We start from the raw sequence: 16,961 nt of genomic DNA, 5'->3' as shown, positions 1-16,961 counted from the left end.
TCCGCCGATGACTGACCCTTCTCAGCATCCGCTGGACCGGGCCGCATGGGCCGCGCTGTCCACACGCCAAGCCGGCCTCGCGCTGGGCGACGATCGCGCGCGCCGGCTCGCGCCCGAGTACGGCCTGTTCGCCGCGGCGGCCGACCGTTCGGAGGAGAGCCTCGCACGGCTGGCGGCTCTCGTCCGCGAAACCGGGCCGGCCGCGCTGTTCGAGGCCGACCCGCCCCGGGCCCTGGAGGGGGTCCGCATCACGCCGGGCGATCCGATCAGCCAGATGGTGGCCGAGAATCCGGCGTTCCCGACCGTCGGCTTCGAGGTCGTCCGCCTGGGCGACGAGGACGCGGACGAGATGCTGGAGCTGGCGACGCTGACCCGGCCCGGACCGTTCTTCAGCCGCACGCACCGCCTGGGCGACTTCATCGGCGTGCGGGAGGGGGGGCGGCTGGCGGCCATGGCGGGCGAGCGCCTGCGGCTGCCGGGCTACACCGAGGTCAGCGCGGTATGCACCCACCCCGACTTCCGGGGGCGCGGCTATGCGGCCGGCCTGATGGGGCTGGTCACCCGGGCCATCGTCGCCCGGGGCGAGAAAGCCTTCCTGCACGTCTACGACCACAACGTCACGGCGATCGCGCTCTACGAACGGCTGGGCTGGCGACGTCGGCGGGCGGTGGAGGTGGTCTTCCTGGACCCGGCCTGACCGGCCGGCGGGCGGCGAAAGCTTGCATTTCCGGCGCGCAGCCCCTACATCCGCGCCTCATTCCACACGCGGGCGTGCGGCCTGGCCGGGGAGACATCCCGTCCTTGTCCGTTCCGGTCCTCTTCGGAGGGTTGCCTGCGGCGGTTCAACCGGAAGAAAGAGACGATACAGACGATGGCTCTGCCTGAATTCTCCATGCGCCAGCTGCTGGAAGCCGGCGCCCACTTCGGCCACCAGACGCACCGCTGGAACCCGAAGATGGACAAGTACATCTTCGGCGCCCGCTCCAACATCCACATCATCGACCTGTCGCAGTCGATCCCGCTGCTGCACCAGGCGCTGGTGAAGGTCCGCGAAGTCGCCGCCGGCGGCGGCCGCATCCTGTTCGTGGGCACCAAGCGGCAGGCCTCGGAGCCGATCGCCACGGCGGCCAAGCGCTGCGCCCAGTACTACGTGAACCACCGCTGGCTGGGCGGCACGCTCACCAACTGGCGCACCGTCTCGAACTCGATCGCCCGCCTGCGCGAGCTGGAATCGGTTCTCGGCGGCGAGGGCCAGGGCCGTTCGAAGAAGGAACTGCTGCAGCTCACCCGCGAGCGCGACAAGCTCGAGCTGAGCCTGGGCGGCATCAAGGACATGGGCGGCATTCCCGACCTGATGTTCGTGATCGACACCAACAAGGAAGCGATCGCCATCCAGGAAGCCCGGAAGCTGAACATTCCGGTGATCGCCATCCTGGACACGAACTGCAATCCGGACGGCATCACCTATCCGATCCCGGGCAACGACGACGCGGCCCGCGCCATCCAGCTCTACTGCGACCTGATGGCCGACGCGATCCTCGACGGCCTCGCCGCCGGCCAGGCGGCCTCGGGCGTGGACCTCGGCGCCTCGGAAGCTCCGGTGGAGCCCACGCTGGCCCGCGAGCTGGCGCCGGAAGCCCCGGCCCCGGAAGCTCCCGCCGAGGAGGCCCCGGCCGCTGAAGCCGCGCCGGCTGCTGAAGCTGCTCCGGCCGCCGAGGCCGCTCCGGCCGAAGCGTCGAGCGAAGAACAAGCCGGCTAAGCCCCTCGGGGCCTGCCGACACGAAACTCTCACGGCGAGCCCTCATGAGGGGGCTCGTTCCGATTCAGACCAAAGGAGCCCACCATGGCGGAGATCACCGCTGCGCTGGTCAAGGAACTGCGCGAAAAAACCGACGCGGGCATGATGGACTGCAAGAAGGCCCTGCAGGAGAACAACGGCGACCTGGAAGCTGCGGCCGACTGGCTGCGCACCAAGGGCCTCTCCAAGGCGGCCAAGAAGTCCGATCGCGCCGCGGCTGAAGGCCTCGTCGCGGGCCTCGTGAGCGCCGACGGCAAGTCCGGCGTGCTGATCGAGCTGAACGCCGAGACCGACTTCGTCGCCAAGAACGAGAAGTTCCAGGACGCCGCTCGCCGCATCGCCGCGACGGCCCTGGTGCACGAGGCGCTGGAGACCCTGCACGAGGCCAAGACGGCCGAGGGCGAGGTGGTCAACGACCTGGTCACCGGCCTGATCGCCACGATCGGCGAGAACATGCGCCTGCGCCGCAGCGAGCGCCTGAGGGTCGAGAACGGCGCCGTCGCCCTCTACCTGCACAACGTGCAGGGCGAAGGCGTGGCCCGCCTCGGCGTGCTCGTCGCGCTGGAAGGCGCCGGCGACCAGGCGGTGCTGAAGGACGTGGGTCGCAAGATCGCCATGCACGTGGCCGGCACCCCGACCCCGCCGCTGGCGCTCAACTCCAGCGATCTCGACCCCGAGGCCGTGGCCAAGGAGCGCGAGATCCAGACCCAGACGGCGATGGAGTCGGGCAAGCCCCGCGAGATCGCCGAGAAGATGGTCGAGGGCCGGATCCGCAAGTGGCAGGAAGAGGTCGTGCTCCTGAAGCAGCCCTTCGTCATGAATCCGGACCAGACGATCGAGGAGCTGATCGCCGAGACCGCCAAGCAGGCGGGCGGCCCGGTGTCGGTGAAGGGCTTCGTCCGCTTCGCCCTGGGCGAAGGCGTCGAGAAGAAGCAGGACGACTTCGCGGCCGAAGTGGCCTCGATGACCAGCGCCTCCTAGGCGTTCGCCTGAAAGAGCCTTCAGGGGCGCGGCGCGTTCGACGCGCGCCGCGCCCTTGATGTATCTACCTTCCGCGTACCAGAATCCCGGACCCGCCATGACCGACGCCAAACCGCGCTACAACCGAGTGCTCCTGAAGGTGTCGGGCGAAGTCCTGATGGGCGACCAGCCGTTCGGAATCGACACGGGGACCCTCGAGCGCACGGCCGAGGACATCGCCGAGGTGGTCCGCACGGGCGTCCAGCTCTGCCTCGTGATCGGCGGCGGCAACATCTTCCGCGGCGTGTCCCTGGCGGGGCGCGGCATGGAACGGGCCAGCGCCGACTACATGGGCATGCTGGCGACGGTCATGAATGCCCTGGCGCTGCAGGCGGCGCTGGAGAAGATCGGCGTCTACACCCGCGTGCAGTCGGCCATTCCGATGGAAGCGGTGTGCGAGCCCTACATCCGCCGTCGCGCCATCCGCCATCTCGAGAAGGGCCGGGTGGTGATCTTCGCCGCCGGCGTGGGCGCGCCGTTCTTCACGACGGACTCCGGCGCGGCCCTGCGCGCGGCCGAAATGGGCTGCGAGGCGCTGTTCAAGGGCACCAGCGTGGACGGCGTCTACACCGCCGACCCCAAGAAGGATCCCGACGCGCAGCGCTACGACACGCTGAGCTACACCGACGTGCTCGCCAAGGACCTGCGCGTCATGGACGCCTCGGCCGTGAGCCTGATGCGCGACAACCAGATTCCCATCGTGGTCTTCTCGATCCGCGAGCGGGGCAATTTCCTCAAGGTGCTGAAGGGCGAGGGCGTCTACACGACGATCGCCTGACGGCTTAGTTTCGATCCGAACAGACTTCGCACGGGAGAGATCCGCATGGCCACGACCGAGAAGCCGGTGCTTTCCAAGTACAGGGACCGCATGGACAAGGCCGTTGCGGCGTTGAAGGAGGAGTTCGGCTCGCTGCGCACGGGCCGGGCCTCGGCCAGCCTGCTCGACCAGATCCACGTGGACGCCTACGGCTCGTCCATGCCGCTGACCCAGGTGGCGGCGGTGTCCGTGCCCGAACCGAGGATGATCACAGTCAACGTCTGGGACCGCGGCATGGTGGTCTCGGTGGAGAAGGCGATCCGCCAGTCGGACCTGGGCCTGAACCCGGTCGTCGACGGCCAGACCCTGCGGATCCCGATCCCGCCGCTGACCGAAGAGCGCCGCAAGGACCTCGCCAAGATCGCCGGCCGCTACGCCGAGCAGCAGCGCGTGGCCGTGCGCAACATCCGCCGCGACGCCAACGAGGACCTGCGCAAGGCCCAGAAGGACAACGTCATCAGCCAGGACGAAGAGAAGCGGATGGAGACCGAGGTCCAGAAGATGACCGACGAGGCCATCAAGCGCATCGACGAAGCCTTGAAAACCAAGGAACAAGAGATCATGCAGGTCTGACGCGCGCGTCAGCCGCCTCGTAGGATCCCCCACAGCATGGCCGCACAAGACAAGACGCCGCCTGCGTCCACGCCCCAGCCGGGCGCGGCGGAGCGGCCCCTGCACGTGGCCATCGTCATGGACGGCAACGGCCGCTGGGCCAAACGCCGCGGCCTGCCGCGCACCCTCGGGCATCGCGAGGGCGTCGAGGCGCTGAAGCGCACCGTCTCGGCCGCGGCCGAGCAGGACATCCGCTGGCTGACCGTCTTCGGTTTCTCCACCGAGAACTGGAGCCGGCCGGCCGCCGAGGTGGCCGAGCTGATGGCCCTGCCGAAGCGCTACTTCGAGAGCGACATCGGCCGGCTCGAGCGGGAAGGGGTGCGCGTGCGCGTGATCGGCCGCCGAGCCGGCCTCTCGCCCGAACTCGTGCGGATCATCGAGGACGCCGAGACGCGCACGGCGCGGAACGACCGGTTCTTCCTGAACATCGCCTTCAACTACGGCGGTCAGGCCGACATCGCCGACGCCGCCCGGCGCTTCGCCGAGGAGGTGGCCGCCGGCCGCGCCCGGCCGTCCGACCTGGACGAGCGGGTGTTCGCAAGCTTCCTGGCGACCGCCGGGTCCCCGCCGCCGGACGTGATCATCCGCCCGTCGGGCGAGCAGCGCCTGTCGAACTTCCTCCTATGGGAGGCGGCCTACGCGGAGCTCGTCTTCCAGGACGTGCTCTGGCCGGACTACGGGGCCGAACACCTGAAGGCGGCGCTCGCCGCCTTCGCCGCCCGGGACCGACGCTATGGCGCGATCGTGGCCGATGACGTCCTCGCCGCCGGCTAAGCGCTTCGACTGGTCCAACCTCGGCCTGCGGATCGCCTCGGCCGTCGTGATCGGGCCGGCCGCGGTCGGCGCGGCCTGGATCGGCGGCTGGCCCTATCTCGTCCTCATCGCCATCGGTGTGGCGCTGCTGGCCCTCGAGTGGGGCGGCATGAGCGCGCCGGTCGCCCCGACCCGCGTTTCGGCCGCCGTGACCGTGGCCGTCCTCGCCGCCGTCTTCCTCGCCTATCAGGACCAGGACCTGCTGGCCTGGACGGCGGTGGCGGTCGGCGCCGCCGCCGCCGCCCTGGTGGCTCGGGGCGTCGCCGAGCGGCCGGCGGACGCCGCTTTCGGCGTGATCTACATCGCCCCCGCCGCCATCTGCCTCGTCTGGCTGCGCTCCACCGACCAGGGCCACTGGTGGATGATGACCCTGTTCGCGGCCACCTGGGCCGCCGACATCGGCGCCTTCGCCGTCGGCAGCCTGCTGAAGGGGCCCAAGCTCTGGCCGAGGTTCTCGCCCAACAAGACCTGGTCGGGATTCGTCGGCGGGCTCGCCGCCTCGTCGCTGGCGGGTCTCGCGATGGCCTCGCTTCGCGCCTTCGACCTCAACCTCGCCGCGGCGGCCCTGGTCGGCCTGTCGGTGGGCCTGGCCACCATGGCCGGCGACCTGTGGGAATCGGCGCTCAAGCGCCGGTTCGGGGTGAAGGATTCGGGCGACCTCATTCCGGGTCACGGGGGCCTGCTCGACCGCGTGGACGGCCTCATGTTCGCCGTGGTCGTGATGGCTGTGGTGCGTCTCGCCAACATCTGGGGATGGCATTGAATCTGCCGCGTAAGGTCAGCGTCCTGGGATCCACGGGCTCGGTGGGGGTTTCGACCCTCGACCTGTTCCAACAGGCCGGCGTCGAGGTCGACGTCGTCGCCCTGACCGCCGGGCGAAACGTCGAACGGCTGGCCGACCAGGCTCTGAAGTGGCGGCCGCAAGTCGCTGTCATTCAAGATGAAAGCGCGTTGCCGAGGCTTCGAGAGCGGCTGCAGGGCTCGGGGATCGAGGCCGCCGCCGGCGAGACGGCGGTGACCGATGTGGCGGCGGCCGACGCCCAGTGGGTGATGTCGGCCATCGTGGGGTTTGCGGGGCTGGCCCCGACCCTGGCGGCGGCGAAGGCCGGGGCGGTGATCGCGCTGGCCAACAAGGAGAGCCTAGTCTGCGCGGGCCCCTCCCTGCTGCGCACGGCCAAGCTCGCCGGCGGCGCCGTGGTGCCGGTCGATTCCGAGCATTCGGCGATCTTCCAGGTGCTGGACCCGGCCGTCGCCGAACAGGTCTCGCGCCTGATCCTGACGTCCTCGGGCGGCCCGTTCCGCAATGCGAGCCGGGACGAGATGGCCGCCGCGACGCCCGAGCGGGCGCTCAACCATCCGAACTTCTCGATGGGCGCCAAGATTTCGATCGATTCCGCGACGATGATGAACAAGGGCCTGGAGGTCATCGAGGCCGCCTACCTTTTCTCAATGCCGCCCGAGCGGATCGAAGTCCTGGTTCATCCCCAGCAGATCATTCACAGCCTGGTCGAGTACGCCGACGGATCGACGCTGGCCCAGCTCGGCCCGCCCGACATGCGCCCGCCGATCGCCTGCGCGTTCGCCTGGCCCGACCGGCTGCCCTGGCCCGCGCCCAAGCTGGACCTCGTCACGGCCGGCCCGCTGACGTTCCAGCACCCGGACCTCGACCGGTTCCCGGCGCTGCGGATCGCCAAGGAGGCGCTGGGCGCCGGCGGCTATGCGCCCGCGGCGATGAATGCGGCCAACGAGCGCGCGGTCTCGGCGTTCCTTGACCGCCGGATCGGCTTCCTCGACATCAGTGCGGTCGTCTCCGAGACGCTCGAGCGGCTGGACGGCATGGATTTCGCAGCGGACAACGGCGACGCTGTCGAAAGCGCCAGGACGACCGACGCGCAGGCGCGTCGCGTGGCGGACGACGTCGTGAGCGGCCTGGCCCGGGCCTGATGGAGTAGATCGCCTGATGCAGTTCCTGCAGACCGTCTTGCTCTACGTGATCCCGTTCCTGCTGGTGCTGGGCGTGGTGGTCACGGTTCACGAGCTGGGCCACTTCCTGGCCGCCAAGTGGCTGGGCACCAAGATCGACCGCTTCTCCATCGGGTTCGGCAAGGCGCTGGCCAGCTGGCGGGACCGGCAGGGCGTGGAGTGGCGCGTCGCCTGGCTGCCGCTCGGCGGCTACGTCCGCTTCGCCGGCGACGAGAACATGGCCTCCATCCCCGACGCCGACGACCTGGCCGCGATGCGCAAGGACCTGGTGAAGCGGGAAGGGGAGGGCGCGCTCACCCAATACTTCCACTTCAAGCCGCTGTGGGAGCGGGCGATCATCGTCGCGGCGGGCCCGTTCGCGAACTTCGCCCTGGCGATCGTGATCTTCGCGGCCCTGCTGATGTCGTTCGGCGAGATGGTGCTGCCGTTCCGGGTGGCCCAGGTGAACCCCGACAGCGCCGCCGCCGCGGCCGGCTTCCGGCCCGGCGACCTGATCGTCGAGGCCAACGGCCGGCCCGTGCGCCGCTTCGACGAGGTGCAGCAGCTCGTCCGCGTCCGGGCCGAGGTGCCGACCCGCTTCGTGGTCGAGCGCGGCGGCGAGCGGGTGGCCCTGACGGCGACGCCGCGCTGGGAGACCCAGACCGACGCCGTGGCCGGTGAGCAGCGCGTCGGCGTGCTGGGCCTCGTTCCGGCTCAGCGGCCCGAGGACTTCGTCCGCGTCCGGTACGACCCGATCAAGGCCCTGGCCGGGGGCGTGCAGCGCACCTGGAACGTCCTGGAGACCAGCGTCTACTACCTGGGGCGCATGGTGACCGGCCAGGTGGGGACCGACCAGCTGCGCGGCCCGCTGGGAATCGCCAGCGTCACCAAGAACGTCGCCCAGCTCGGCGCCGAGAACGCCCCCTCGCTCGGCCACATGCTGATGGGCGTGGGCCTCAACCTCGTGCAGCTCGCGGCGCTGATCTCGGTCAGCATCGGCTTCATGAACCTGCTGCCGGTGCCGGTGCTCGACGGCGGCCACCTGCTGTTCTACGCCTACGAAGCGGTCGCAAGGCGCCCTCTTGCCGCCAAGGTTCAAGCTGCAGGGTACCGGGTGGGCCTTGCGCTCGTCCTCGGTTTGATGTTGTTCGCGACTTGGAACGATTTGCAGCGCCTGCGTGTGTTCAATCTGTTCGGCGGCCTATTCTCCTAGGCCCTCGGTCTCACAAAACGGCTGATTCGATGCTCAAGACCCGCGCCCGCAGCGCCGCGCTCGCCTCCGGCCTTGCCCTGCTTCTGGGCTCGACCGCCCTCGTCGCGCCGACGCTAGCCTTCGCCCAGCAGGAACAGGGCGGGGTGATCCAGCGGATCCTGGTGCAGGGCAACGAACGGATCGAGCAGGCGACCGTCGTCTCGTACCTGCCGATCCAGGTCGGGGATCAGGTCGATCCCGAGCGCATCGACCTGGCGCTGAAGGCGCTGTTCCGCACCGACCTCTTCGCCGACGTGAAGATCGACTTCCAGAACGGCGACCTGATCATCACCGTGGAGGAGAACCCGATCATCAACCGGGTGATCTTCGAGGGGAACTCGGGTCTGAAGGAGGACAAGCTGCGCGACGAGGTGTCGATCCGTCCGCGCGGCATCTTCACCCGCGCCAAGGTGCAGAGCGACGTCCAGCGGATCGTCGAGCTCTACCGCCGCTCGGGGCGGATCTCGGCCCAGGTCGAGCCGCAGATCATCGAGCTGCCGCAGAAGCGGGTGGACCTGATCTTCAAGATCGACGAGGGCCCCAAGAGCGGCATCCTGTCGGTCAACTTCCTCGGCAACCGGGCCTTCTCGGACAACGACCTGCGCGACGTGGTCGTGACCGAGGAGAGCCGCTGGTACAAGTTCTTCTCGAACAACGCGAACTACGATCCGGACCGGCTCGAGTACGACAAGGAGCAGCTGCGCAAGCACTACCGCAATCGCGGCTACTACGACTTCCGCGTCTCCTCGGCCGTGGCCGAGCTGGCTCCGGACAAGAACGGCTTCGTCGTCACCTACACCCTGGACGAAGGTCCGCAGTACGAGTTCGGCGAGATCAAGGTCGAGACCGAGCTGCAGAAGCTCGACCAGGCGGTGCTGGCCTCGCTGCTGCCGATCCGCTCGGGCGAGACCTACCAGGACGAGGTCATCGAGCAGGCCACCGACGCGCTGACCTTCGCGGCGGGCGCCGCCGGCTTCGCGTTCGTGGACGTGCGCCCGAACTACCAGGCCAACCGCGAGACCCGGAAAGTGGACGTGACGTTCCAGGTCCGCGAGGGACCGCGCGTGTACGTCGACCGCATCGACATCGTCGGCAACACCCAGACGCTGGACTACGTGATCCGTCGCGAGATGAGCGTGGTGGAGGGCGACGCCTACAACCGGGCGCTCGTCGACCGCTCCCGCCGGCAGGTCCGCGGCCTGGGCTTCTTCAAGGACGTCGAGATCACCGAGACCCCGGGTTCGGCGCCGGACCGCACCGCGCTGCAGGTGCGGGTTGAGGAGCAGCCCACGGGCGAGCTGTCGTTCAGCGCCGGCTATTCGTCGGTGGACCAGCTCGTGCTCGACCTCGGCGTCACCCAGCGCAACTTCCGCGGCCGCGGCCAGGACGTGCGTGCGCGCGTCTCGGTGGGCTCGCTGCGCCAGCAGCTGGACTTCTCCTTCACCGAGCCGCGGTTCCTGGGCCGGGACGTGGCGGCCGGCATCGACCTCTACGGCTACCGCTACGACCTGTCGGACTACACCTCGTACGAGACGGCCACGGTCGGAACGACGCTGCGGGCCAACTTCCCGCTCAGCCTGAACGCCCGCGGGTCGCTGCGCTATTCGCTGCGCCAGGACGAGATCAAGATCGACGACTTCTACTGCGATCCGAGCCAGCCGCTGCTGGCGCTGGCGATCTGCGGTCAGCGGGGCTCGTTCATCACCTCGCTGGTGGGCTACGGCATCCGGTTCGACCGGCGGAACGACTACCTGAACCCGACCCGCGGCTATTACGTGGACTTCGTGCAGGACTTCGCCGGCCTGGCGGGTGACGTGAACTACGTCCGCACCGAGGCCGAGGGCGGCTGGTACCACGGCTTCACCCGCGACTTCATCCTGAGCCTCACCGGCTCGGCCGGCTACGTCGAGGGCTGGGGCGGCGACAACGTCCGGATCAACGATCGCTTCTACAAGGGCGGCAACACCTTCCGTGGCTTCGAGACCGCTGGCATCGGCCCGCGCGACCTCTCGTTCACCCGCGCCGACTCGCTGGGCGGCAAGGCCTACGCCATCGGCACGGTCGAGCTGACGGTGCCGACCTTCCTGCCCGAGCAGTACGGCATCAAGGCCGCGCTGTTCTCGGACTTCGGCACCCTGGGTCTCCTCGACAAGGAGGACAAGCAGTGCCCGCCGCCGGGCACCGCCGAGTGCCCGCTGGGCGCGCGGGACCCCAACGTCCAGGACGACCTGTCCCTGCGGGCGTCGGCGGGCCTCAGCATCTTCTGGCGTTCGCCCATGGGTCCGATCAGGTTCGACTTCAGCCGTGTTTTGGCCAAAGAGGACTACGACAAGACCGAGACCTTCCGGTTCTCCACCTCAACCAGGTTCTAGGAAACATATGAACTTCAAGACCTTCACCGCGGCCGGATGCGCCGCGACCGCCGCTCTGGCGCTGGCCGGCGCGGCCAACGCCCAGGCCGTCGCCCAGACCAACGCCCCGCCGCCGGTGACCCACGGCCCCGCGCTGCCCGGCATCTGCATCATGAGCGTCCAGGGCGCCATCGCGGGCTCGGCGGTCGGCAAGTACGTCAACACCCGGATGGAGCAGATCATCCAGCAGACGAACGCCGAGCTGAACGGCGAGCGCACCGGGATCGAGAACGAGAGCAAGCAGCTCGAAGGCCAGCGCGCGACGCTGGACCGCACCACCCTCGAGCAGCGCGCCTCGGCCCTGCAGGTCCGTGCGAACGCCCTGCAGCGCAAGGCGCAGCTGCGCGAGCGCGAAGTCGCCGCCACCGAGCAGAAGGCGATCGGCCGCGTGGGCCAGGAGATGGAGCCCCTGATCCGTCAGGTCTACCAGCAGCGCCAGTGCTCGGTGCTGCTGAACCGGGACTCGGTGATCATCGGCAACCCGGCGATGGACATCACCCAGGGCGTGGTCACGGCGCTGAACGCCAAGATCACCCAGTTCGCCTTCGACCGCGAGCGCCTGGACCAGCCGGCGGCCCAGCCCGCTCCGGCCGCCCAGACGCAACAGCCGCGCCGCTAGTCGGCCGACGGAGCGCGGAGCGAGCCCGCCAAGGCGCACCATGCCCGATCCGCGCTTCTACGAAGACCTGGGACCGGTTCCCCTCGCCGAGCTGGCCAAGCTCGGCGGGGCGGACCTGCCCGCAGGCGCCGACGGCGCCCGCCTGATCCGCGCCGCGGCGGTGCTGGCCCACGCGGGGCCCGACACCGTCACCTTCCTGACCGACCGCAAGCACCTGCCGGGCCTCGCTCGCCTGGAAGGCGCCTGCTTCGTCCAGGCCAGGGACGCAAGCGTCTTGCCCGATGGCTGCATCCCGCTCGTCACCCGCAACCCGCACGGCGCCTATGCGCTGGCGGCGCAGACGCTGCACCGGCCCCGTGCGGTCGGATCGGACGCCATTGCGCCCGACGTGGTGCTGGAGCCGGGCGTCGAGCTGGGCGCGGGGGTCGTGCTGGGGCCGGGGGTCAAGGTGGGACGCGGGACCCGGATCGGCCCAAACGCCGTGGTCGGCGCCGGCGTCGCGATCGGCCGCGAGTGCGACATCGGGGCGAACGTCACCCTCGGCTTCGCCCTGCTCGGCGACCGGGTGCGGATCCTGGCCGGCGCGGTCATCGGCGAGCCGGGCTTCGGCGCGACGGCCGGGGCGCAGGGCCTGATCGACATCCCGCAGCTCGGCCGGGTGATCATCCAGGACGGGGTGACCATCGGGGCGAACACCACCATCGACCGCGGCGCCTTCGACGACACCGTGATCGGCGAGAACACCAAGATCGACAACCTCGTGCAGATCGCCCACAACGTCCGCGTGGGACGAAACTGCGTCATGGCCGCCCACACCGGCATCTCGGGCAGCGTGGAGATCGGCGAGGGCGCCCAGTTCGGCGGCCGCGCCGGCGTGGCCGACCATGTGACCATCGGCGCCGGCGCCCGGGTGGGCGCGGCGGCCGGCGTGATGAAGGACATCCCGGCCGGAGAGACATGGGGGGGCATGCCCGCCCGTCCGATCCGGCACTGGCTGAAGGAAACGGCGTGGCTCGCCCGGATGGCGAACCGCAGGGGGCCGGACGGTAAAGGGGCTGGGAATGACGCGTAAGGCGCCGGCGGGGCAGGACCCGACGCAGATCGACATCACCGAGGTGCTGGAGCGGATCCCGCACCGCTATCCGTTCCTGCTGGTGGACCGTTGCGAGGAGTACAAGCCCTCGGAGTCGATCGTCGGCATCAAGTGCGTGACGGTGAACGAGCCCTTCTTCCAGGGGCATTTCCCGGACTATCCGGTGATGCCGGGCGTGCTGCTCATCGAGGCCATGGCCCAGACCGGCGCGGTCCTGATGTCGAAATCGCTCGAGGTGGACACCGCCGGCAAGGCGATCTTCTTCATGTCGGCCGACAACTGCCGCTTCCGCTCGCCGGTGCGGCCAGGCGACGTGGTGCGGATGCCGGTGCGCGTGGTCCGTCACCGCGGCGACGTCTTCAAGTTCGCGGGTCAGGCCCTGGTGGGCGACAAGGTGGCCGCCGAGGCCGAGTTCGCCGCCATGGTCGTGGAGACCTGAGCGCTTGGCCGTCGAGATCCACCCCACCGCCATCGTCGCCGACAGCGCCGAGCTGGCGGACGGCGTCAGCATCGGCCCCTTCTGCATCGTCGGCGAGGCGGTGAGGATCGGCCCCGGCACGCGCCTGCACGCCCATGTCGTGGTCGAGGGGCGCACGACCCTGGGCGCGAACAACCACGTCCATCCGTTCGCCGTCCTCGGCGGGCCGCCGCAGCACACCGCCTACAAGGGCGAGGACACCGAGCTCGTCATCGGCGACAACAACCTGATCCGCGAACACGCCACGATGAACATCGGCACGCCGCACGGCGGGGGCGTGACGCGCGTGGGCTCGAACGGCCTCTACATGATCGAGAGCCATGTCGGGCACGACTGCATCGTGGGCGACAACGTCATCCTGACGAAGCAGGCCACCCTCGGGGGCCACTGCCAGATCGGCGACTATGTGATCGTGGGCGGCCTCGCAGCGGTCCACCAGTTCACCCGCGTCGGCCGCCACGCCATGATCGGCGGCCTGGCGGCCGTGGTGAAGGACGTGATCCCCTACGGCTCGGTGTGGGGCAACCACGCCCATCTCGAGGGGCTGAACCTCGTGGGCCTGAAGCGGCGCGGGTTCGACCGCGAGACGATCAACACCCTGCGCGCCGCCTACCGGCTGCTGTTCGCCGACGAGGGCACCTTCCAGGAGCGCCTGGAGGACACCGCCCAGACCTACGCCGACAGCCCGCAGGTGATGGAGATCATCGACTTCATCCGCGCCGACGCCAGCCGGCCCCTCTGCCTGCCCGAACGCGAAGTCTGATGAAGAAGCTGGGGCTGATCGCCGGCGGCGGGGGCCTTCCCGTCGAGATCGCCGAGCATTGCGAACGCTCGGGCCGGCCGCTCTTCGTCATCCGGCTGAAAGGCTTCGCGGGCGCCCAGCTCGCGCCCTACGCCGGCGCCGAGGTCGGCATCGCCGAGGTGGGCAAGTGCATCAAGGCGCTGAAGCGCGCCGGGTGCGAGGCGGTCTGCCTGGCCGGCATCGTGGCGCGGCCGGACTTCACCAGCCTGATGCCCGACCTCCGGGGGCTCAAGCTGCTGCCCCGGGCCGTCGCCGCGGCCCGCAAGGGCGACGACGCCCTGCTGCGCCTGCTGGTCGAGGAGTTCGAGGCCGAGGGCTTCGCGGTCGAGGGCGCGCACGAGGTGATGGACGACCTCACCCTGCCGTCCGGCTTCCTTGGCCGGGCGCGGGGCTCGGACGACGACCTGCGCGACGCCGACCGCGCGCTGGAGGTGGCTCGCGCCGTGGGCCGGCTCGACATCGGCCAGGCCGCCGTGGTGACCCAGGGCCTCGTCCTGGCCGTGGAGGCGCAGGAGGGCACCGACGCCATGCTGGCCCGCGTGGCCGATCTGCCGGCGCACCTGCGCGGCCGGCCGGGGGCGGGCCGCGGCGTGCTGGCCAAGGCGCCCAAGCCGATCCAGGAGACCCGGGTGGACCTGCCAACCATCGGCCTGGCGACCGTCCAGGGCGTGGCGCGGGCTGGTCTGGCCGGCATCGTGGGCGAGGCGGGGCGGGTCATCGTGCTGGACCGCGAGGCGGTGATCTCGCTGGCCGACGAGCTCGGCGTGTTCATCTTCGGCGTGGAGCCAGAAGGCCGATGACCGCGGGCCGGCCGCTCACCGTCATGCTGGTGGCCGCCGAGGCCTCCGGCGACGACCGGGGAGCGGGCCTGATGCGGGCGCTCCGGCGGCGGCTGGGCGAGGGAGTCCGGTTCGTCGGCGTCGGGGGCGAGCGGATGCGGGCCGAGGGGCTGGACAGCCCGTTCGACATCGCCGAGCTGTCGGTGCTGGGCCTGCTCGAGGGGCTCGCCGCCTATCCGAAGGTGATCCGCCGCGCCCGCGAAGCCGCCGCCATCGCCGCGCGCGAAAAGCCCGACGTCGCCGTGCTGATCGACTCCTGGGGCTTCACCCTTCGCGTAGCCCAGCGACTGCGCCGGGCCCGTCCGGGCATGCCGCTCGTGAAGTACGTCGGCCCGCAGGTCTGGGCCTCGCGGCCGGGCCGGGGGAAGACCACGGCGGCGACCTACGACCACCTGCTGTCGATCCACGCCTTCGACGCGCCGTACTTCGAGGCCGAGGGCCTGCCGACCACCTTCGTCGGCAACTCGGCCCTGGCGATCGACTTCGGCGGGGCCGATCCGGCCCGCCTGCGCCGGAGCATCGGCGCAGGGCCTGACGATCCCATCCTCCTGGTGCTGCCCGGCAGCCGCCCGGGCGAGATCCAGCGCGTCCTGCCGGCGTTCGAGGATGCGGTCCTGCGGCTGAAGGCCGAGCGGCCCGAGCTCCACGTCGTGATCCCCGCCGCGCCGACGGTGGCCGACATGGTCCGGGCCCGGGTCGCCGGCTGGCCGAACCGCGCGCACGTCGTGGAGGGGGAAGCCGGCAAGCTCGACGCCATGAAGGCCGCGACGGTGGCCCTGGCCTGCTCGGGCACGGTGACGACCGAACTGGCGCTGGCGGGCTGTCCGATGGTGGTCGGCTACAGGCTCGCGCCGCTGACCTATGCGATCCTGAAGCGGCTGATCACCACGAGGTATGTGACGCTGTTCAATATCGCCGCCGGCGAGGCGGTGGCGCCGGAGCTGCTGCAGGACGACTGCAACGGCCCGGCCCTGGCGCGCGAGGCGGCCTTGCGCCTGGACGATGCGGATCTGCGCCGCCGGCAGGTCGAGCGGCAGTACGCGGCCCTCGACAAAATGGGACGCGGCGGCCCCGATCCGAACGAGGCCGCCGCGTCTGCAGTCCTGAAAGTCCTGGAAGGGAAGGGGGCTGCTTAGCCCCGCTTCTCCACCGGCACGTAGTCGCGCTGGGCGGCGCCCGTGTAGAGCTGGCGCGGGCGGCCGATCTTCTGGGACGGATCCTCGATCATTTCCTTCCACTGCGCGATCCAGCCCACGGTGCGGGCCAGGGCGAACAGCACCGTGAACATGTCCGGCGGGAAGCCCAGGGCGCGCAGGGTGATGCCCGAGTAGAAGTCGACGTTCGGGTAGAGCTTGCGCTCGATGAAGTAGGGATCGTTGAGCGCGATCTTCTCGAGCTCTATCGCCACCTTCAGCAGCGGGTCGTCCGAGTGACCGACCTCGGCCAGGACCTCGTGGCAGGTGGTCTGCATGACCTTCGCCCGCGGGTCGTAGTTCTTGTAGACCCGGTGGCCGAAGCCCATCAGCCGGTAGCGGCGGTCCTTCACGCCCTGGACGTACTCGGGGATGCGGTCCACCGAGCCGATCTCGGCCAGCATGTTCAGCGCCTCTTCGTTCGCCCCGCCGTGGCTGGGGCCCCAGAGGCAGGCGATGCCGGCGGCGATGCACGCGAACGGATTGGCGCCCGACGAGCCGGCGAGGCGGACGGTCGAGGTCGACGCGTTCTGCTCGTGGTCGGCGTGCAGGATGAAGATGCGATCCATCGCCCGGGTCAGGACCGGGTTCGGCTTCCAGTCCTCGGCCGGGACCGAGAAGCACATGCGCAGGAAGTTCTCGGCGTACGAGAGCTCGTTGCGCGGATAGATGAAGGGCTGGCCCTTCGAGTACTTGAACGCCCGCGCCGCGATCGTCGGCATCTTGGCGATCATGCGATGAGCCGAGATGATCCGCTGCTCGGGATCGTCGATGTTGGTGCTGTCGTGGTAGAAGGCCGAGAGGGCCCCGACCGCGCCGACCATGATCGCCATCGGGTGCGCGTCCCGGCGGAAGCCCTGGAAGAAGCGGTCGAACTGCTCGTGCACCATCGTGTGATAGGTGATGTTGTGCTCGAACGTCGTGAACTCGGCCGCCGTGGGCAGCTCGCCGTGCAGCAGCAGGTAGCAGACCTCGAGGAAGCTCGACTTCTCCGCCAGCTGGTCGATCGGGTAGCCGCGGTGCAGCAGCACGCCCTTGTCGCCGTCGATGAAGGTGATCTTGCTCTCGCAAGAGGCGGTCGACGTGAAGCCCGGATCGTAGGTGAAGGTGTCGGTCTCCGCGTACAGCTTGCGGATGTCGACCACGTCGGGGCCAACCGTCCCCTTCAGGACCGGGAGCTCAACGTCCTTGCCGCCGATGCCGATCTTCGCCGTGTCGCCCATGCGGACTCCTTTCGCGGGTGCGAGATGAA

17 protein-coding genes are annotated in these 16,961 nt (G+C 69.9%); 16 read left to right on the top strand and 1 reads right to left on the bottom strand.

The features are described 5' to 3' along the window. Positions 1–7 precede the first annotated feature (7 nt). The 16 genes from PHZ_RS09800 (at position 8) to lpxB (ending at position 15,652) form a co-directional block, all read left to right on the top strand. On the top strand, positions 8–697 hold the full coding sequence (locus PHZ_RS09800; RefSeq protein WP_012522334.1) for a GNAT family N-acetyltransferase: 690 nt from the start codon (positions 8–10) through the stop codon (positions 695–697). A 174-nt stretch (positions 698–871) separates the two neighbouring features. Further along, positions 872–1,759: a 30S ribosomal protein S2 gene (rpsB, locus tag PHZ_RS09795; protein ID WP_012522333.1), complete on the top strand. Its 888-nt coding sequence runs from the start codon at positions 872–874 to the stop codon at positions 1,757–1,759. 84 nt (positions 1,760–1,843) lie between these two features. After that, positions 1,844–2,779 carry a translation elongation factor Ts gene (gene tsf, locus PHZ_RS09790; protein WP_012522332.1) on the top strand — a complete coding sequence of 312 codons (936 nt, stop codon included), beginning with the start codon at positions 1,844–1,846 and terminating at the stop codon, positions 2,777–2,779. A gap of 97 nt (positions 2,780–2,876) precedes the next feature. Beyond that, positions 2,877–3,596: a UMP kinase gene (gene pyrH / locus PHZ_RS09785; protein WP_012522331.1), complete on the top strand. Its 720-nt coding sequence runs from the start codon at positions 2,877–2,879 to the stop codon at positions 3,594–3,596. 45 nt (positions 3,597–3,641) lie between these two features. After that, a complete protein-coding gene (frr, locus tag PHZ_RS09780; RefSeq protein WP_012522330.1) occupies positions 3,642–4,208 on the top strand; it encodes a ribosome recycling factor in 567 nt (188 codons plus the stop codon). Between the two features lie 24 nt (positions 4,209–4,232). Beyond that, positions 4,233–5,021 (top strand): polyprenyl diphosphate synthase, encoded by a 789-nt coding sequence (uppS, locus tag PHZ_RS09775; RefSeq protein WP_407946763.1) that lies wholly within the window; start codon positions 4,233–4,235, stop codon positions 5,019–5,021. Then, on the top strand, positions 4,999–5,823 hold the full coding sequence (locus tag PHZ_RS09770) for a phosphatidate cytidylyltransferase (RefSeq protein ID WP_012522328.1): 825 nt from the start codon (positions 4,999–5,001) through the stop codon (positions 5,821–5,823). The genes uppS and PHZ_RS09770 overlap by 23 nt, the downstream gene beginning before the upstream one ends. Continuing rightward, positions 5,814–7,004 (top strand): 1-deoxy-D-xylulose-5-phosphate reductoisomerase, encoded by a 1,191-nt coding sequence (dxr, locus tag PHZ_RS09765; RefSeq protein WP_012522327.1) that lies wholly within the window; start codon positions 5,814–5,816, stop codon positions 7,002–7,004. The genes PHZ_RS09770 and dxr overlap by 10 nt, the downstream gene beginning before the upstream one ends. Before the next feature lie 16 nt (positions 7,005–7,020). After that, positions 7,021–8,235 (top strand): RIP metalloprotease RseP, encoded by a 1,215-nt coding sequence (gene rseP, locus PHZ_RS09760; RefSeq protein ID WP_012522326.1) that lies wholly within the window; start codon positions 7,021–7,023, stop codon positions 8,233–8,235. 29 nt (positions 8,236–8,264) lie between these two features. Further along, complete coding sequence (gene bamA, locus PHZ_RS09755; RefSeq protein ID WP_012522325.1) at positions 8,265–10,646, top strand: outer membrane protein assembly factor BamA; 2,382 nt, start codon at positions 8,265–8,267, stop codon at positions 10,644–10,646. A gap of 7 nt (positions 10,647–10,653) precedes the next feature. Continuing rightward, positions 10,654–11,304, top strand: coding sequence for an OmpH family outer membrane protein (locus PHZ_RS09750; protein WP_012522324.1), 651 nt, complete (start codon positions 10,654–10,656; stop codon positions 11,302–11,304). Positions 11,305–11,344: 40 nt separating this feature from the next. Then, complete coding sequence (lpxD, locus tag PHZ_RS09745; protein WP_012522323.1) at positions 11,345–12,376, top strand: UDP-3-O-(3-hydroxymyristoyl)glucosamine N-acyltransferase; 1,032 nt, start codon at positions 11,345–11,347, stop codon at positions 12,374–12,376. Next, a complete protein-coding gene (fabZ, locus tag PHZ_RS09740; protein WP_012522322.1) occupies positions 12,366–12,836 on the top strand; it encodes a 3-hydroxyacyl-ACP dehydratase FabZ in 471 nt (156 codons plus the stop codon). The genes lpxD and fabZ overlap by 11 nt, the downstream gene beginning before the upstream one ends. A 4-nt stretch (positions 12,837–12,840) precedes the next feature. Further along, positions 12,841–13,638, top strand: coding sequence for an acyl-ACP--UDP-N-acetylglucosamine O-acyltransferase (gene lpxA, locus PHZ_RS09735; protein ID WP_012522321.1), 798 nt, complete (start codon positions 12,841–12,843; stop codon positions 13,636–13,638). After that, positions 13,638–14,477, top strand: coding sequence for a UDP-2,3-diacylglucosamine diphosphatase (gene lpxI / locus PHZ_RS09730; protein WP_012522320.1), 840 nt, complete (start codon positions 13,638–13,640; stop codon positions 14,475–14,477). Before lpxA ends, lpxI begins: the two co-directional genes overlap by 1 nt. After that, positions 14,474–15,652 (top strand): lipid-A-disaccharide synthase, encoded by a 1,179-nt coding sequence (gene lpxB / locus PHZ_RS09725; RefSeq protein ID WP_012522319.1) that lies wholly within the window; start codon positions 14,474–14,476, stop codon positions 15,650–15,652. Before lpxI ends, lpxB begins: the two co-directional genes overlap by 4 nt. Here lpxB and gltA read toward each other — a convergent pair. Then, entirely contained in the window at positions 15,649–16,932 is a 1,284-nt protein-coding gene (gltA, locus tag PHZ_RS09720) for a citrate synthase (protein ID WP_012522318.1), read from the bottom strand. The two genes, lpxB and gltA, sit on opposite strands and share 4 nt — an antisense overlap. Positions 16,933–16,961: the final 29 nt, after the last annotated feature.

This window comes from Phenylobacterium zucineum HLK1 (assembly GCF_000017265.1).
Classification (GTDB): domain Bacteria; phylum Pseudomonadota; class Alphaproteobacteria; order Caulobacterales; family Caulobacteraceae; genus Phenylobacterium; species Phenylobacterium zucineum.
The sequence above is the reverse complement of the archived record's forward strand: the minus strand, read 5'-3'. Positions and strand labels throughout refer to the sequence as shown.

Coding starts and splice junctions, on each gene's coding strand:
- PHZ_RS09770 (WP_012522328.1), top strand. CDS start 4,999: ATGACGTCCTCGCCGCCGGCTAAGCGCTTCGACTGGTCCAACCTCGGC.
- pyrH (WP_012522331.1), top strand. CDS start 2,877: ATGACCGACGCCAAACCGCGCTACAACCGAGTGCTCCTGAAGGTGTCG.
- gltA (WP_012522318.1), bottom strand. CDS start 16,932: ATGGGCGACACGGCGAAGATCGGCATCGGCGGCAAGGACGTTGAGCTC.
- lpxI (WP_012522320.1), top strand. CDS start 13,638: ATGAAGAAGCTGGGGCTGATCGCCGGCGGCGGGGGCCTTCCCGTCGAG.
- bamA (WP_012522325.1), top strand. CDS start 8,265: ATGCTCAAGACCCGCGCCCGCAGCGCCGCGCTCGCCTCCGGCCTTGCC.
- dxr (WP_012522327.1), top strand. CDS start 5,814: ATGGCATTGAATCTGCCGCGTAAGGTCAGCGTCCTGGGATCCACGGGC.
- fabZ (WP_012522322.1), top strand. CDS start 12,366: ATGACGCGTAAGGCGCCGGCGGGGCAGGACCCGACGCAGATCGACATC.
- tsf (WP_012522332.1), top strand. CDS start 1,844: ATGGCGGAGATCACCGCTGCGCTGGTCAAGGAACTGCGCGAAAAAACC.
- lpxB (WP_012522319.1), top strand. CDS start 14,474: ATGACCGCGGGCCGGCCGCTCACCGTCATGCTGGTGGCCGCCGAGGCC.
- rpsB (WP_012522333.1), top strand. CDS start 872: ATGGCTCTGCCTGAATTCTCCATGCGCCAGCTGCTGGAAGCCGGCGCC.
- PHZ_RS09800 (WP_012522334.1), top strand. CDS start 8: ATGACTGACCCTTCTCAGCATCCGCTGGACCGGGCCGCATGGGCCGCG.
- rseP (WP_012522326.1), top strand. CDS start 7,021: ATGCAGTTCCTGCAGACCGTCTTGCTCTACGTGATCCCGTTCCTGCTG.
- lpxD (WP_012522323.1), top strand. CDS start 11,345: ATGCCCGATCCGCGCTTCTACGAAGACCTGGGACCGGTTCCCCTCGCC.
- frr (WP_012522330.1), top strand. CDS start 3,642: ATGGCCACGACCGAGAAGCCGGTGCTTTCCAAGTACAGGGACCGCATG.
- PHZ_RS09750 (WP_012522324.1), top strand. CDS start 10,654: ATGAACTTCAAGACCTTCACCGCGGCCGGATGCGCCGCGACCGCCGCT.